The following is a 13,587-nucleotide window of genomic DNA, read 5'->3' as shown; positions in this document are numbered from 1 at the left end:
CTACGCAGCTGACCGCGTCCCGATACCCAGCGGCCTCGTGCACGACACCGACCTCTGACCAGGTCAAGTCCACCCACTTTTGTTAGGACCCCTAAGGGTCATAGGCCCGCGAGGGTGAGGGCGGTCGCCGTGACGGAGCGGGCGATCGTGGCCGCGAACCGGGGGCTGTGGTCCTGGTCGGTGACGGTGTCTCCCGGGGTGTGGTACTGCCTGGTGCCCGTGCCGGGTCCGCCGTCGGGGGCGAAGATGTCCTCGGAGACGGCGATGGCCGCCCAGCCCCGCTCGTGGAAGCTCGCGTGGTCGCTGCGTCCGATCGCCGGATCGGAGGGGCCCGTGAGCCGCTGGACGGTGACCGCGGGGTCGACGGCGGGGACGGCGTCGGCGACGAGCGCGCCCAGCGCGTCGGACGCGCCCGCGACCGGCCCCGGCACCGAGGAACCGGCGTGGATCTCGACGACGGCCGTGCTGCCCTGCCGGCGTCCCGCGATCATGTCCATCTGGAAGACACCAGCGATACGGTCGTCCGCCGCGGCGGCGGCCCGCGCGTAGAACTTGCTGCCGGTCAGGGCCTGTTCCTCGGCGTTGAAGAGTACGAAGCGCACGTTCCGAGTCGGTTCCCTGCCCTCCGCGAGGATGTCCCGCAGGCACTCGGCGGCGGCCATGACGGCGGCGGTTCCGCTGCCGTCGTCGTCGGCGCCCGGTGCGGGGTCCACGGCGGGGTCGTAGGGGCGCGGGTCGCCGTTCTCGTCGACGAACTCGCCGTTGGATGCGGTGGAATCGAGGTGCGCGGTGATCAGCACCGCCGAGTCCGCCCCGGTGACATGGTGCTCGGCCTCCACGTTGAACAGACGGCGTCCGCGCCACCGGAACCGGTGCAGTCGTACCCTCAGGCCGAGGTCCCGGAAGCGGTCCGCGAGTGCCTCGACGACTCGGGGGTTGTCCTCGGACGACGCGTCACGGCTGCGTACCACCAGCGGCTCGCCGTCCCTGAGCGGCTCGGCACCGGAGATGCGAGCGACGTGGCCACGCAGCACCTCGGGGGTCACTGCCGCCCGTACCGCGGCGATCGTCTCCGGGGAGGGGAGGCCGTCACCGGCTGCCGCCGTGGGTGGGCCCGGTTCTGCGAGGCCTTCGGCGGGGCCGGCGGCGAGTCCTTGCGCCCATGCCTCGCCGGGACGGGAGAGGAGCGCCGGGTCCGGAAGCAGTCGCTCGGTGTGGCCGGGCTTGGCGCCGGGCAGGTGGACGTCCTCGATCGGGGCGCCGGCGGGCGCTGCGACGTAGGCACCGCCCGGTGCGGGGCCCAGCGGGTGGAGCGGCGGTGTGGTGGGGCCGGCGAGTTCCTCGGCGACGACGGCGAAGGCGGACGTGGCGCGCGTGGTGGCACGGTCCGGGGCGTCGGCCAGGTCCTGGGAGGGGGCGAGGGGGCGGTCGTCGCGGATCAGGAAGGCCGCCGTGTCCTCCACCGGCCCTCGCAGGTCCACCGTGAACCCGGCCTGTTCGAGTGCCACGGCGCCGCGCATGCTGGCCATGGCCAGTACGAGCCGCGCGGAGGCGATGTGCACGGGGACGACCTCGGTCTGGTTCGCGACGGTCTCCAGCGCTGGCAGACCCCGGTCCTCTGGCAGTTCGATCCGCGCCCAGAGGACGGGACGGTTCTCCAGTGCGGCGCCGGTGAACACGGGGTGGGCCGCCGTACGCAGTCCGGCCTGTCGAGCGAACGCGCGCTCCTGGTGATCCTCGCCGACGAAAACGCACTCATCGGCGGCGCAGGCCGGGTTCCCCTCGCCTGCGGTGCCGGCGACCGCTTCCTCGAAGATCTCCCGGTTGTCCTTGGGGCCCCAGTGGATGAGCGTGTCGTCCGTGAACCGGCCGGGGAACGCCGCCCGCAGGGCCGACGCCGCCCGCTCCGCGGCGCCCTCGCCCGGCCCCGGGTTGGAGATGACGCCCTGGCGTACGTCGAGGAAGCCGTCGAGCACGGCGAGGACTCGGGGGCGGGGCAGCAACGTCAGCGAACCGTCCGCTTCCTCCCGCGCGTCCGCCAGCGTGGCTCCTATGTCGAAGAAGAGCACGGGCATTTCGGTGCCTCCACACAATGGCCGTGGCCGCACACCCGGGTCCGGGAATGGGCTCCCGACCACTCCATCGTCTGCCTTCGGTTGCGCGCTCGCATCCCGGGATGCGGGCGAATGCCGTTCGACGCCGGACAGTTGAAGGGCATACGGGTGTGGGTGGCGCGGGCCGCGCTCCGTGCGGACGACGCACCGCGCCGCCGCACAACCAGCCGTACCGTCGGCTCGGCGGCTCGCCGCGTGTCAGCCGGCCTCCGGCCGCTGCCTCGATCTCGCGCCGGGTATGTCGCGCAGCCAGTCGTCGAGTACGGCGAAGTCCGCCTCGGTGAGGCCGATGCCGGGATCGACGCGGTGGAGGAGGGCGAGCCCTTCGTGGTGTCCTGACACCCAAGCGCGGTCGCGATCGGTGATCTCGTCGTCGACCCAGATGAACGGGCGCCCGGCCGCCACCCGTACGAGGGCTCGGGTCTTCCAGTGCAGGAGGCCCGCCGCGTCCTCCTCCGCCTCCGGCAGGTCCACCACCGGGAGTGCCGGAAGGCCGAGCAGCGGGGCGATCACCTCGTTGGCGTCCTCCATCCACGCGGTGGCCCACCGCAGATCGCAGGGCAGTTCCCGCAGACGTGGGCCGTGGGTACGGTCGATCTTCGCCAGTTGGGGATTCGACAGCTCCTGCCAGCCGTCTCCTTCCTCAGAGGCCGAGGGAAGCCTTTTTCCGCCGTAGGGCAGAAGCGTTCCGTCGACGTCCAGGAAGAGCAGCGGGCGTCCGGCATGGTCGGTCATGAGCCGTCCGTCATCGGGGACAGGCAGCGGCAGTCGGTGTCAGTCATCCGCGTCTTTCTCGGCTTCCCAGCGCAGCAGGTCTCCCGGCTGGCACTCCAGTACCTCGCAGAGCGCGGCGAGCGTGGTGAAACGGACCGCCTTGGCGCGGCCGTTCTTGAGCACCGCCAGGTTGGCGGGGGTGATGCCGACACGTTCCGCCAAGTCGCCCACGGTCATCTTGCGCTTGGCCAGCATCACGTCGATGTCGACGGCGATCGGCATCAGATCACCTCAGCGAGTTCGGCCCGCATCCGCGTGGCCTCGATGTCGCGCGTGACGGCCTGCGCCAGCAGCATCCGCAGGACGAGGACGATGAGCGCCATCCCCAGCACCGCCAGGCCGATCACGCCCACCAGGAGCACGATGCCCGGGGGCACGGCCTCGCCGGGCGCCAGCACCGCTCCGAGTGCGAACACCAGGAGCGAGGCCGCCGTCATCGCGCCGATCACGCCGTGCACGTACCGGAAGGCAGCGTGGGAGAAGACCGTGTCGCGCCGGACCATCGTGACCAGCCGCCACACACAGCCCAGGACGACCTGGACCGTCACCATTCCCAGGACCACGATCACGAGCGCCGGCGTACGCATGGGCGCCGCGTCGGCGCCGGCGTTCTCCAGGTCCACGGCCAGCAACGGCACCATCACCGTCTGCACCACCACCGTCCCGGCGAACAGCGCCACGATCACGGCGCGCAGCGCCAGCACTGTCAACTGTCCCATCACCCCTCCATCCATCGACCAGCGATGGGAATCTATCGATATTCGATAGGGGAATCAAGGGGTGCGACCAGGCACGAGCGACTCCAGCCGGTCTGCCAGGTCTGCCAGGTCTGCCAGGTCTGCCACGTCGGTCAGGTCGGTCAGGTCGGTCACGTCGGTCAGGTCGGTCAGGTCGGAAGCGTGCGCGTCGAAGCGGTCCGAGGGGGCGGGTGGGTCGCCGACGGGCCGGGCGACATGGGCCATGCGCAGGCCTACGTTCTGTGCGCCGCGCAGGTCCCAGGCGTGGGCGGCGATCAGCAACCGCTCCGGCGATCGTCCGCCGGCCGGCGGCCCGACAGGGCGAGCGCCGCCGCGGCATCCGGCTCGTCACCGACTCCGGCGGTGTCGGTGACGAGCCGGGCGGCTTCCAGGTCGAGAGCGTCGCTGGGGGCGTAGGGCCGGGTGCCTTCGAGGATGCGGCGTTGCTCCCGGTCGACGTGCTGGTGCCACAGCGCCGTGAGCCGTTCGGTCTCGGGATCGTCGAGCCACGGGGCGAGCTCGCGGATAACGGCGCGGATTCCGGCGCGGATTCCGGCGGGTTCGTCGACGAGCGTGCCGAGCACGTCGACGACAACGGCATCGGTTTCCAACTCAGACATGGCGGAGGCCTCCTGGTGGAAACAGCGTGAGGACGAGAACGAGGAAGCGGTGGGACGGGGGTGGGGGAAGAGGGATGTCAGGCGAACGCGGTGGGGAGCCGCCCCGATCCCCCCGCAGCGGGCGCTGATTACCCCGGAGGTAATCGACCCCTCTCCGTCCTCTCGGCATGATCGAGGACACCGTCGCGCACACCGGCGGGAGAGAACCTCAACACGAGGAGAGCATCATGTCCGTCAAATCAGCCGATCTGCGGGCGAATTCGGTCGCTGCCGGGCGTTGCGTCGCCGAGGACACCCGAGCCGTGGTGCGGGAGTTCCTCACCGCCCGGATCGCCGGAGACACCGGGCGACTCGTCGAGCTGTTCGCCGACGAGGTCGACTGGCTGCTCGCAGAGAACCCCGGCGTGCCGTGGATCCGCCCGCGCTCCACCGCCGCCGAGTGTGCCGCCCAGTTCACGGACCTGATGCGGTTCACCGTGCCCGAGGAGGCGCGGGCCTCCGTGCACACCTTCCTCGTCGACGGCACCGACGCCGTCCTGATGGGGCACGTCGCGGGTACCGTACGCGCGACGGGAAAGCGCTTCGAGGGGCCGTTCGCACTGCACCTCACCGTCGAGGGCGGCCGCATCACTCGGCACCATCTCTACGAGGACAGTCGGTCGATCGCCGAAGCCTGCGCCCCGTGAGGGCGTGAGGGCGTGCGCGGCCGGGTGGAGGGCGAGAGGGAAGGACGAAGCGAGGGCCGGTGCGACCGCGCAGGACCTCAGCCACACCGTCCGAGGCCCGAACTGATCCCTGCCGCGAGTCGGCCGGCACCGGTTCGTCCGTGAGGTGCGGCACCATGCCCTCGTGGACGCTCATCCCTGCCCTTCGCCCCTGCCGCTACGAGGAGCGTCCGTCGGCCTCGACCAGTCGGGCGAGGTTCTCCAGTGCCATGCGGGTGCCTGTCTCGTTGTCGGCGGGCGGCACGGCGTCGGGGATTCCCTCGTGCAGCATGAGGACGTCGGTGCCGCCGTCGTCCGCGTCGGTGAGAGTGGTGGTCATCGTCATCGTGCCGCGCAGGGCGGGGTCCTCGGTCTCGAACTCAAGGACCTCGACCACCTCTTGGTCCGGTACGAGCTTCGTGAAGCGGCCGTGGTACGTGTCGGTGTGGGACGCCGACTTGCCGGCGCCGGTCGGCACGTCGTAGGTGAGCGAGACCCGGAACCTCCCGCCTTCGCGGGCGTCGAACTCGTGCACCTGACTGCTCATACCGGCCGGGACCCGCCATCTCGCGATCGCCTCCGGGTCCAGGAGTGCCCGGTACACGGCCGGGCGCGGGGCGGTCAGATGCCGGGAGACGCGCGTCGAGTACATGGAGCCAACCTAACGTCCGAGCCTGCCCGCAGATTCGTGCTGCCGTTCGGACAGGGCCTGGAGTCGGAACTCGCTGGGTGAGAGACCGTGGGCGGTGCGGAAGGCCCGGGTGAAGTCGGAGGGGCGGGGGATGCCCCAGCGGGCGGCGATGACGTGGATCGGAGTGGTGCGCAGTGAGGGGTCTGCCAGGTCTCGGCGGGCGCCCTCCAGGCGGCGGGCGCGGATCCACGCCGCCACCGTTTCACCCTGTGCGTGCTGCTGGAAAATGCGGTGGAGGTAGCTGAGGGAGATGTGGTGCGCGACGGCGATCATCGGTGGTGCGAGTTCCGGGTCGTGCAGGTTGTGCCGGATGAACGCACGGATGCGTTGCACCAGGGCGTGCTGGCGGGTCTCCGGCGGCAGGGCCGCCTCGGCCTCCAGCGCGTGGGCGAACCAGGCCGACAAAAGGTCGAGTACGACCGTGCCCAGCCGTGGCGCGTCGGACGGCTGGAGGAGATCCGCCTGCCGCTCCAAGCTCATGAGGAAGTCAGCCAGCACGGCGCCGAGTCCCTCCCTCCCCGACAGTCCTCGACCCAGCAGTCCCCGGACCTGGTGGGGCGGCAACGGCAACAGAGCCTTGGGGAAGTCGACGCCCACTCCCCTGACGAGCCCGGTCCCCGTGCAGTCCGCCGTCCGGACGTCGTACGGCTGGGAGCTGTCGACCAGGTGCAGGTCACGGGGGCCGAACGTGCCGGACCGGCCGCTGTGGTCGAGCGCCAGCCCGCCGTCGAGGAGCAGCGTCAGGTGGTAGAGCTCGGGGTCGGACTGGCGCACCATCCGCTGGTTGCGCCGGTAGCGCGCCGGCAGGAACGACGCCGGCCACACCGTCACGGGACCCAGCTCCATCAACCGCAACTGCGCCCAGAAGTCGGCGGAGTGCGCGCTGACCACGTCGCTCGTCCGCGTGGCGCCGATCAGTTCTCGCCAGTAGTCGAATCTGTCTCCCGCAGGTACGTCTTCGCTGCGGAACACGGTTCCGATCATTGCGTCCCATCTCCGATGTCCCGCCCGGTGTTCGCGGCGACATCCTTACATGCGGAGATTGGTGTGGTTCCGGCGCATGCGCTCGGCCGCCGGGTTCACTCCTGGGTGCCGCCCCTACGATCGGCGCATGAGTACGTGGAAGCGGAGCCTGGACGCCGCCGGGGTACGGAAGCCGGAGCTACGCGGGGACTACGACGCCCAGCGGAAGCTGGTGGCGCGTTTCCGGCGTGCCCCGTATCTCGCGGCACGGCTGTTGCTGCCGCGGCCGGTGCTGCCCCACGTCGTGGCGGCGACGGCGATGATGCATCACGGGGACAACCTCCTGGACAGCGGACCGAGGGCGCGGCGGGCCTCGGCGTGGGCGTCGTGGGAGCAGGAGGTACGCAAGGCGCTGGGCGCGGGGGTGAGTGACGATCCGCTGATCCGCACGCTGCTGCACACCGTGGAGGCGTATCCACGGCTTCGTGAGGTGGTGGAGGCGTACCTGTCCACGGCCACCGCCGAGTTGGAGTTCGCCGGCTTCGCCGACGAGGCCGACTACCAGGCGTATGTGGACGCCTACTCGCTCCCCGGTTTCATACTGATCGCCTCCTTGCTGGGACCGGAGGACGACGACGGGCGGTTCCGGGCCGGCTGCCGGACGTTCGTCGAGGGCAGTCAGCGGCTGGACTTCGTCAACGATCTCGCCGAGGACGTGCCGCAGGGGCGCCTGGGCATCCCGGTGGAGACACTGGAACGCTTCTCGGTCACGGTGGAGGATCTCGCGGAGGGCCGCGAGTCGCCGGAGGTACGGGAGTTGGTGACCTACGAGATCGAGGCGGCCCGCCGCTCCTTGCGGGCGGCCCGCGCACTGCCCGCGCTGGCCGACGGCCCTGGCGGGGTGTTGGTGGACGCCGTCATCGAGATCGAGCTGCTGACGGCCGACGCGGCGCTCGCACGCGGCGCCCGGTTGCTGCGCGGCTCGGCGTCCCCGCCACCGGCGCGCACACTGCGGGCGCTGCTGGGCGCCCGCCGGAAGGCTCGCGGGGGACATCGTCCGCGCCGTTGAGAGGTGTGGGGCGGGCGACACGGGCGGCGGCCGGCGCGACGCCCGGGCCTCTGCCGTCGACGCCGCAGTCGTTCGGTACGAGCGCCGGACCGGTGGCGCCCTGTTCGCGCAGCGCCCCGCCTGGAGCCCGGCCGGTTCGTCGAAGGCGAGGCGCCCGCGCGGCGGGCGTCGAGGCTGTCATGGCCGCCGCCCCTGAGGATCCGTGGCCGGGGCGGGAGCGGGCCGCTGTGTGAATCCGGGGCGGAACGTGATCCCATGGCCGTATGCGCGAGAATCCCTGCGTGACGCGGGACCACATCGAGGTGTGGAACGAGCGGGTGTTGCCGCAGGGAGCGACAGCGGTCAGGTTGCGGACCGTGGTGCGTGGGTCGCTGCTGCCGATTCTGGTCTGGCTGGGCATCGCGTGCTTCGTCACCTTGGTGTACGGCCCGGTGGTGACGGTGGTGGTGATCGGGGTCTTCGCGCTCTCCTTCTTCGTGGGGTTCTGTCTGCGTCGAAGGGCGGGGCATTCCGTCCGGTGCAGCTTCTACGGGACGGTCGGAGGCGTACTCGACAAGTCGATGGCCGGGTTCTGACGGTTCGACGCGGACGCGGTATTCGCGGCGTGCGCGGAGACCGGGACGGCAGTCGCGGCGGACTCCGGTGAGCTGTCGTCGTAGGGTGCGCCGATGAGGTTCGCGACCTTCAATGTGCTGCATGGGCGGACGCTTCGGGACGGTCGGCCCGTTGCGGTGTCGGGTGTGGATGTGGCGCTTCCGCTGAGGGAGGCGGTCGCGTCGTGGGACGCGGATGTCGTGGCGTTGCAGGAGGTCGACCGGCTGCAGCGGCGGTCCGGGGGTGTGGACCAGGCGTCCGTCGCCGCCGACGCGATGGCGGCGCGGGACTGGCGCTACGGGTCGGCGGCCCACGGTCGTACGGTGCCCGGCGCCGGGTGGGTGTTCGATCCGGCCGTGCCGGGGCTTCGGGTGTACGGCAGCCGGGATGTGGACCGGGAGGGTGACGTCCCCTCCCACGGCGTCGCTCTGCTGACCAGGTTGCCGGTGCGGGAGTGGAGGGCCAGGCGGTTCACCCCTGCTCCGTTCGGTCTGCCGCTGCGGGTGGCCGGGAGGCCCGGGCTCACCCTCGTCCGCGATCAGCCGCGCGCGGCCCTGGCCGCCGTGGTGGTGGGACCGCGTGGGCCGTTCACGGTCGTGGCGGTTCATCTGTCGTTCGTGCCCGGTTGGAACATCGGGCAGTTGCTCACCGTCCGTGACTGGATCGCCGGCCTGCCGCGTCCCCATGTCCTGCTGGGTGACTTCAACCTGATCGGTGCCGTTGCGCGAGTCGCCCTGAACGCGGCGGAGGTGATGTCTCCTGTGCGCGGGCGGAGCTGGCGGGATCTGGCCCGCGTCGCGACGTACCCCGCGCATCGCCCCCTCGTGCAGTTCGACCATGTGCTGGCGGCCGGGCTGCCTGTGTCCGCGGCCGTCGGTGTACGTACGCCGGGGACGCCCGTGTCGGATCACCAGCCTCTCGTCGTCGACGTGGCGCTCTGACGCTGCGGTTCTGCCCTGTCCTCCCTCTCGGTGCCCTGCCTCGTGCGCGCTGCCTTCACCCGCGCCCGTCGGGCCGGCTCGTCGTGCGCCCCAGGTAGGTCACCGGCCCGGGGTTCGGCACATCGATCTCGTGGAAGCCGAGGCGGTCGTAGAAGGCACGGGCCGGTGTGTTGGTGGTGACCATGGACAGGTGGACCGCCGGGACCGAACGGGTGTGCAGTGCCTGGAGGAAGGTGTGCATCAGGGTTCGGCCGTGGCCACGGCCCTGCCAGGCGGGGAGGAGGTCGATGTGCAAGTGGGCCGGATACGGGGCGAGTTCGGGGAGGACCATGCGGTCGGGATGGTGCAGGAGCCGGACGATCTCCTCGTCGGGGGTCGTGGGTGGATCGAGGGGCGGGGGGAAGCGGTCCCTGACCCGAGGGAGCCACTTCTCGCGGAAGTCGCGGGCGAAGGCGGCGGTGTCGGCGGTCCCGAGGATGTAGCCGACCGCCTGGCCGCGACCGTCGTCGAGTACGAAGGTGAGTTCCGGTTCCAGGTGGGCGTACGGGGTGGCGAAGGTGGCCGGGAAGATGTCGGGGTCCGTGTAAACGGGGCGGCTGTCGCCGCCGTTGTGGGCGGTGCGGACGCAGATGTCGTGGAGCGCGTCGTGGTCTTCCGGACGGTACGGGCGTACAGCGGGCGCGGGCGTCATCGCAGCATCCTGCGCGGGAAGGAACGAGCCCACAACCCCGGGGGGACACCCCGCTCGTACGCTCGCGGCTCTCGACGAACGCGGGAGTGACAAGGTGGTCGGGCGGGCCGACGGGGCGGTCCAGGAATCGCGAGACGAGAACACGGGCGCCGCCCGTTCCCGCGCCGCGATCACGGCTGCACGCACGCGGGCGACGGCCACCGCAACCGCAACCGCAACGGGCGGGGCTGAGTCGCCGGGAGCGCCACGCCACCGTGGCACCTCGGGCATCGCCACCGGGCCTCCCCGGGTACTCAGCCACCCCGGGAACCCAGCCACCGCAGCCGACGCCCCGGGCATCAGCTCCGGACCGCACCGGCAACGCAACCGCAACGCAGCCGGCCGCAGTCATCCCCGACCCCAGCCGCCAGCCACTCCGCGGTCCAGCCAACCGCAGCCGCCCCGGACGTCAGAGTGCGGCGGTGCCGAACCACCGCGGGAGTCGGTCGAGCAGGTCCCCCTGGTCGTCGCCGACCCACGCCACATGGCCGTCCGGCCGCAGCAGCACCGCGGACACGTCCAGTTCCTCGCTGTCGTCGACGACGTGGTCGACCCGGTCCGCCCAGCCCTCCACCGAGAGCCTGCCGGTCCGGTCGAGCAGCAGGCCCCGGCCGTCGTGCATCAGCTCGTAGAGGCGCCCCCGCTTCAGCCGTACGTCGCGCATCCGTCGGCCGAGCAGTGCGTGGCTCTCACCGTGACGGCCCTCGGTGAAGTCGTAACGGACGTCGACCGCGGTGATCATCCCGGTCACGTACCGGTTCACCTCCTCGAAGTCCATCAGCTTCGTGAACAGCTCCCGTAGCGCGGTCGCCCCCGGATCGGTCCCGAGCAGCGTGATCTGCGCGCGGGTGTTGTCCAGCACGGCGGCTCCCACCGGGTGCCGTTCGGTGTGGTAGCTGTCCAGCAGCCGCTTCGGTGCCCAGCCGTTGACCGTGGCGGCCAGTTTCCAGCCGAGGTTGAACGCGTCCTGCACGCCGAGGTTGAGTCCCTGCCCGCCGGTCGGCGGGTGGATGTGCGCGGCGTCTCCGGCCAGCAGCACCCGGCCGACCCGGTAGCGCTCGGCCTGCCGGGTGGCGTTGCCGAAGCGGGAGAGCCAGCGCGGCGAGTGCACGCCGAAGTCGGTGCCCGCGACCGCCCGAAGCTGCTTCCTGAACTCGTCCAGGGTCGGCGCGGCCGTACGGTCCTCGGCCACCCCGTCGGCCGGCACGACGACGCGGCACACCCCGTTCGCGCCGGGAGCGACACCGAAACGGAGTTGGGTCCTGCGGACCTCCGCGACGACGGCGGCGACCGTGGCCGGGTCCTCGGTCATCTCCATCTCGCCCAGCAGTGTCTCGACCGTGGCGGGCTCGCCCGGAAAATCGACACCCAGCCGCTTGCGCACCACACTGCGGCCGCCGTCGCATCCGACGAGGTAACGCGCACGCAGGCTCGTGCCGTCCGCCAGCTCGACGGTCACCCCGTCCTCGTCCTGGCTCAGCCCCGACACCTCGTGGCCGCGTCGGATCTCGGCACCCAGTTCGAACGCCCGCTCGAGGAGCAGTCGCTCGGTGAGCGGCTGGGGGGTGGCGAGGCCATAGGCGTGAGCCGTGTCCAAGCGGTCCGGCCACGGTTTCATGATGCCGCCGAAGAAGCCGCCGACCTGAAACCTCTCGCTGACCGCGAGGAACCGGTCCAACAGGCCGCGCTGGTCCATCACCTCGACACTGCGCACATGCAGGCCCTGCCCCCGGGATTCACCGGTGGGCTCGGTCAGTCTCTCCAACACGACCGTTCGCACCCCGGCCAGCCGCAGCTCGCTCGCCAGCATCAGCCCGGTCGGTCCCCCGCCGGCCACGATCACGTCGATCATCACAACCCCCATGTGCGCGCAGTTCTTCGCTTCGGCGAGCGATTCTGCGGCAGGGGCGGGGGCTTGTCGCAAGCCCCCCGGTGCGCTATACATTGACCATGGCAAGGAGTCGAGGACTCCTTGCCATCGTTGTTCTCCGCCCTCTCAGGACGTCCTTCCACCGGTTCGCGTGACGGCTCGGCCCACGCCCACCATGCCCGATGTCCGTGAGCCCGATGTCCGTGAGCGGGGCCGTCAGCCGCTCAGACGGCGGCGCAGCAGTTCCTTACCCAGATCGGCGCCCTTGCGGCTGTCGGCCTGCGCCTTGCGGAACAGCTCGACCACCTCGGTGTCCTTCTCCCGCTCCGCGTCCTGGATGTACGACTCGAGGCGCAGCGCGTTGTTCAGGCAGGCCTCGACGTACCAGATCAGGTCGTAGTCCTTGTCTGCCGTTCCGGTCACGCGGCCGGTCTCGGTGGTGCTGGTCACGTTCTCCTCCTCCGTGTCGCGGACTGGAAGCCGAGCCGACCCGGCACGACTCCCGAAGCGCCGCACGGGTACCCGGACCGTGACCCCGTACACGGACCGGGTTCGCACGCCGACCGGCGAGGTGTCCCGGCGTCGTCCGAGGGCACACGGCTGTCACCACCTCCCGAAGAAGGGCTCAGATGACGTGCGTACCGTCGGAGTGGAAGAGGAACTCCTGCTGGTCGACCCCGAGACCGGCGAGCCGCAGGCCCGGGCCACGGCGGTGCTCGCGCGAGCCGCTCAGGAGGGCGCGGAGCAGGACGTGTTCGAGAAGGAGCTCCACGACGAGCAGGTGGAGTTCGCCACGCACCCGCAGTCGGAGATGGCGGCCCTGGGGGCCGAGATCATCCGCTGCCGCAAGGACGCGGCGCGGCATGCCGAGGGAATCGGCAGCGCCGTCGTGGCGCTGGCCACGTCGCCGCTGCCCGTGAGTCCGACGATCACCATGAACAGCAGGTACCTGTGGATGGCGCGGGAGTTCGGCCTGGCCACGCAGGTACAGCTCGTCTGCGGCTGTCATGTGCACGTTTCCGTGGAGTCGGACGAGGAGGGTGTGGCCGTTCTGGACCGGATGCGGCCGTGGCTGCCCGTCCTGACGGCCCTGAGCGCGAACTCGCCCTTCTGGCAGGGCCGGGACAGCCGGTACGCCAGCTACCGTACCCAGGTGTGGGACATGTGGCCGATGGCCGGTCCGGCGGACGTCTTCGGTACGCCGGAGCGGTACCACCAGTGCGTCAGCGATCTCATCGCCACCGGCGTCGTACGCGACGAGGGGATGGTCTACTTCGACGCGCGGTTGTCCCAGCGGTATCCGACCGTCGAGATCCGGGTCGCGGACGTGTGTCTGCACCCCGACACCGCGGTCCTCATCGCGGCGCTCGCCCGGGGCCTCGTCGAGACCGCGGCGCGCGAGTGGCGGGCCGGGCTCGAGCCCCTCGGGCACAGTGCGGGTCTGCTGCGGCTGGCCACGTGGCGGGCCGCCCGCTCCGGCATGTCCGAGAACCTTCTGGATCCCGTGACAATGCGGCCCCGGCCCGCCGTCGAGGTGATCCGCGCGCTGCTCGACCACGTCGAGGAGGCCCTCGACGCCGACGGGGACGCCGAGCGGGTCCGCACGGCCGTCTCCGAGCTGATGAGGCGCGGCAACGGGGCCCGGGTGCAGCGCGAGGTGATGGAGCGGACGGGAAGCCTGCGTGAGGTCGTCGCGGCCTGCGTACGGCACACTCAGGCGTGATCAGGTCCGCGTGCGCGGGCCGAGGACGGGCGGACGGCGCGTACTCACGCGCGGGCC

16 protein-coding genes are annotated in these 13,587 nt (G+C 71.3%); 5 read left to right on the top strand and 11 right to left on the bottom strand.

What is annotated here, in order from left to right:
* Positions 1-98: 98 nt before the first annotated feature.
* The 6 genes from ACFY9I_RS22435 to ACFY9I_RS22410 form a co-directional block, all read right to left on the bottom strand.
* Entirely contained in the window at positions 99-2,075 is a 1,977-nt protein-coding gene (locus tag ACFY9I_RS22435; protein ID WP_391004242.1) for a M20/M25/M40 family metallo-hydrolase, read from the bottom strand.
* 237 nt (positions 2,076-2,312) lie between these two features.
* The gene (locus ACFY9I_RS22430) at positions 2,313-2,849 is read right to left on the bottom strand and encodes a hypothetical protein (protein ID WP_391004240.1); all 537 of its coding nucleotides are present in this window, start codon (positions 2,847-2,849) and stop codon (positions 2,313-2,315) included.
* Between the two features lie 39 nt (positions 2,850-2,888).
* On the bottom strand, positions 2,889-3,110 hold the full coding sequence (locus ACFY9I_RS22425) for a helix-turn-helix domain-containing protein (protein ID WP_391004239.1): 222 nt from the start codon (positions 3,108-3,110) through the stop codon (positions 2,889-2,891).
* A complete protein-coding gene (locus ACFY9I_RS22420; protein ID WP_391004237.1) occupies positions 3,110-3,607 on the bottom strand; it encodes a DUF2975 domain-containing protein in 498 nt (165 codons plus the stop codon). The genes ACFY9I_RS22425 and ACFY9I_RS22420 overlap by 1 nt, the downstream gene beginning before the upstream one ends.
* A gap of 54 nt (positions 3,608-3,661) precedes the next feature.
* Entirely contained in the window at positions 3,662-3,907 is a 246-nt protein-coding gene (locus ACFY9I_RS22415; RefSeq protein WP_391004235.1) for a hypothetical protein, read from the bottom strand.
* Positions 3,901-4,245, bottom strand: a complete 345-nt coding sequence (locus ACFY9I_RS22410; protein ID WP_391004233.1) for a hypothetical protein — start codon at positions 4,243-4,245, stop codon at positions 3,901-3,903. The genes ACFY9I_RS22415 and ACFY9I_RS22410 overlap by 7 nt, the downstream gene beginning before the upstream one ends.
* Positions 4,246-4,472: 227 nt before the next feature.
* Here ACFY9I_RS22410 and ACFY9I_RS22405 point away from each other — a divergent pair, with 227 nt between their 5' ends.
* Complete coding sequence (locus ACFY9I_RS22405) at positions 4,473-4,931, top strand: nuclear transport factor 2 family protein (protein ID WP_391004231.1); 459 nt, start codon at positions 4,473-4,475, stop codon at positions 4,929-4,931.
* A gap of 196 nt (positions 4,932-5,127) precedes the next feature.
* Here the strand turns inward: ACFY9I_RS22405 and ACFY9I_RS22400 are convergent, their stop codons facing one another.
* Together ACFY9I_RS22400 and ACFY9I_RS22395 are read right to left on the bottom strand one after the other, a co-directional pair.
* Positions 5,128-5,601 (bottom strand): SRPBCC domain-containing protein, encoded by a 474-nt coding sequence (locus ACFY9I_RS22400; protein ID WP_391004229.1) that lies wholly within the window; start codon positions 5,599-5,601, stop codon positions 5,128-5,130.
* A 9-nt stretch (positions 5,602-5,610) separates the two neighbouring features.
* Entirely contained in the window at positions 5,611-6,624 is a 1,014-nt protein-coding gene (locus ACFY9I_RS22395; RefSeq protein WP_391004227.1) for a helix-turn-helix domain-containing protein, read from the bottom strand.
* 127 nt (positions 6,625-6,751) lie between these two features.
* Between ACFY9I_RS22395 and ACFY9I_RS22390 the strand changes: the two genes are divergently transcribed.
* The 3 genes from ACFY9I_RS22390 to ACFY9I_RS22380 all read left to right on the top strand — a co-directional run bounded on the left by ACFY9I_RS22390 (position 6,752) and on the right by ACFY9I_RS22380 (position 9,207).
* Positions 6,752-7,672: a squalene/phytoene synthase family protein gene (locus ACFY9I_RS22390; protein ID WP_391004225.1), complete on the top strand. Its 921-nt coding sequence runs from the start codon at positions 6,752-6,754 to the stop codon at positions 7,670-7,672.
* 263 nt (positions 7,673-7,935) lie between these two features.
* Positions 7,936-8,247: a hypothetical protein gene (locus ACFY9I_RS22385; protein ID WP_391004223.1), complete on the top strand. Its 312-nt coding sequence runs from the start codon at positions 7,936-7,938 to the stop codon at positions 8,245-8,247.
* 93 nt (positions 8,248-8,340) lie between these two features.
* Complete coding sequence (locus tag ACFY9I_RS22380; protein WP_391004221.1) at positions 8,341-9,207, top strand: endonuclease/exonuclease/phosphatase family protein; 867 nt, start codon at positions 8,341-8,343, stop codon at positions 9,205-9,207.
* A gap of 55 nt (positions 9,208-9,262) precedes the next feature.
* Here the strand turns inward: ACFY9I_RS22380 and ACFY9I_RS22375 are convergent, their stop codons facing one another.
* The 3 genes from ACFY9I_RS22375 to ACFY9I_RS22365 all read right to left on the bottom strand — a co-directional run bounded on the left by ACFY9I_RS22375 (position 9,263) and on the right by ACFY9I_RS22365 (position 12,257).
* On the bottom strand, positions 9,263-9,898 hold the full coding sequence (locus tag ACFY9I_RS22375) for a GNAT family N-acetyltransferase (RefSeq protein WP_391004219.1): 636 nt from the start codon (positions 9,896-9,898) through the stop codon (positions 9,263-9,265).
* Between the two features lie 448 nt (positions 9,899-10,346).
* Positions 10,347-11,789, bottom strand: coding sequence for a rifampin monooxygenase (gene rox / locus ACFY9I_RS22370; protein ID WP_391004217.1), 1,443 nt, complete (start codon positions 11,787-11,789; stop codon positions 10,347-10,349).
* A gap of 234 nt (positions 11,790-12,023) precedes the next feature.
* Entirely contained in the window at positions 12,024-12,257 is a 234-nt protein-coding gene (locus ACFY9I_RS22365; protein ID WP_391004215.1) for a hypothetical protein, read from the bottom strand.
* A 184-nt stretch (positions 12,258-12,441) separates the two neighbouring features.
* Here ACFY9I_RS22365 and ACFY9I_RS22360 point away from each other — a divergent pair, with 184 nt between their 5' ends.
* Complete coding sequence (locus tag ACFY9I_RS22360) at positions 12,442-13,530, top strand: glutamate--cysteine ligase (protein ID WP_391004213.1); 1,089 nt, start codon at positions 12,442-12,444, stop codon at positions 13,528-13,530.
* The last annotated feature ends 57 nt before the right edge of the window (positions 13,531-13,587 follow it).

This window comes from Streptomyces sp. NPDC012510 (assembly GCF_042955065.1).
Taxonomy (GTDB): domain Bacteria; phylum Actinomycetota; class Actinomycetes; order Streptomycetales; family Streptomycetaceae; genus Streptomyces.
Note: the sequence above shows the minus strand (reverse complement) of the source record. Positions and strands in the feature narration are given on the sequence as shown.

What these genes read in the sequence shown, in the direction of transcription:
- ACFY9I_RS22435 (WP_391004242.1), bottom strand. Translation starts at nt 2,075, where the DNA reads ATGCCCGTGCTCTTCTTCGACATAGGAGCCACGCTGGCGGACGCGCGG.
- ACFY9I_RS22430 (WP_391004240.1), bottom strand. Translation starts at nt 2,849, where the DNA reads ATGACCGACCATGCCGGACGCCCGCTGCTCTTCCTGGACGTCGACGGA.
- ACFY9I_RS22425 (WP_391004239.1), bottom strand. Translation starts at nt 3,110, where the DNA reads ATGCCGATCGCCGTCGACATCGACGTGATGCTGGCCAAGCGCAAGATG.
- ACFY9I_RS22420 (WP_391004237.1), bottom strand. Translation starts at nt 3,607, where the DNA reads ATGGGACAGTTGACAGTGCTGGCGCTGCGCGCCGTGATCGTGGCGCTG.
- ACFY9I_RS22410 (WP_391004233.1), bottom strand. Translation starts at nt 4,245, where the DNA reads ATGTCTGAGTTGGAAACCGATGCCGTTGTCGTCGACGTGCTCGGCACG.
- ACFY9I_RS22405 (WP_391004231.1), top strand. Translation starts at nt 4,473, where the DNA reads ATGTCCGTCAAATCAGCCGATCTGCGGGCGAATTCGGTCGCTGCCGGG.
- ACFY9I_RS22400 (WP_391004229.1), bottom strand. Translation starts at nt 5,601, where the DNA reads ATGTACTCGACGCGCGTCTCCCGGCATCTGACCGCCCCGCGCCCGGCC.
- ACFY9I_RS22395 (WP_391004227.1), bottom strand. Translation starts at nt 6,624, where the DNA reads ATGATCGGAACCGTGTTCCGCAGCGAAGACGTACCTGCGGGAGACAGA.
- ACFY9I_RS22390 (WP_391004225.1), top strand. Translation starts at nt 6,752, where the DNA reads ATGAGTACGTGGAAGCGGAGCCTGGACGCCGCCGGGGTACGGAAGCCG.
- ACFY9I_RS22385 (WP_391004223.1), top strand. Translation starts at nt 7,936, where the DNA reads ATGCGCGAGAATCCCTGCGTGACGCGGGACCACATCGAGGTGTGGAAC.
- ACFY9I_RS22380 (WP_391004221.1), top strand. Translation starts at nt 8,341, where the DNA reads ATGAGGTTCGCGACCTTCAATGTGCTGCATGGGCGGACGCTTCGGGAC.
- ACFY9I_RS22375 (WP_391004219.1), bottom strand. Translation starts at nt 9,898, where the DNA reads ATGACGCCCGCGCCCGCTGTACGCCCGTACCGTCCGGAAGACCACGAC.
- rox (WP_391004217.1), bottom strand. Translation starts at nt 11,789, where the DNA reads ATGATCGACGTGATCGTGGCCGGCGGGGGACCGACCGGGCTGATGCTG.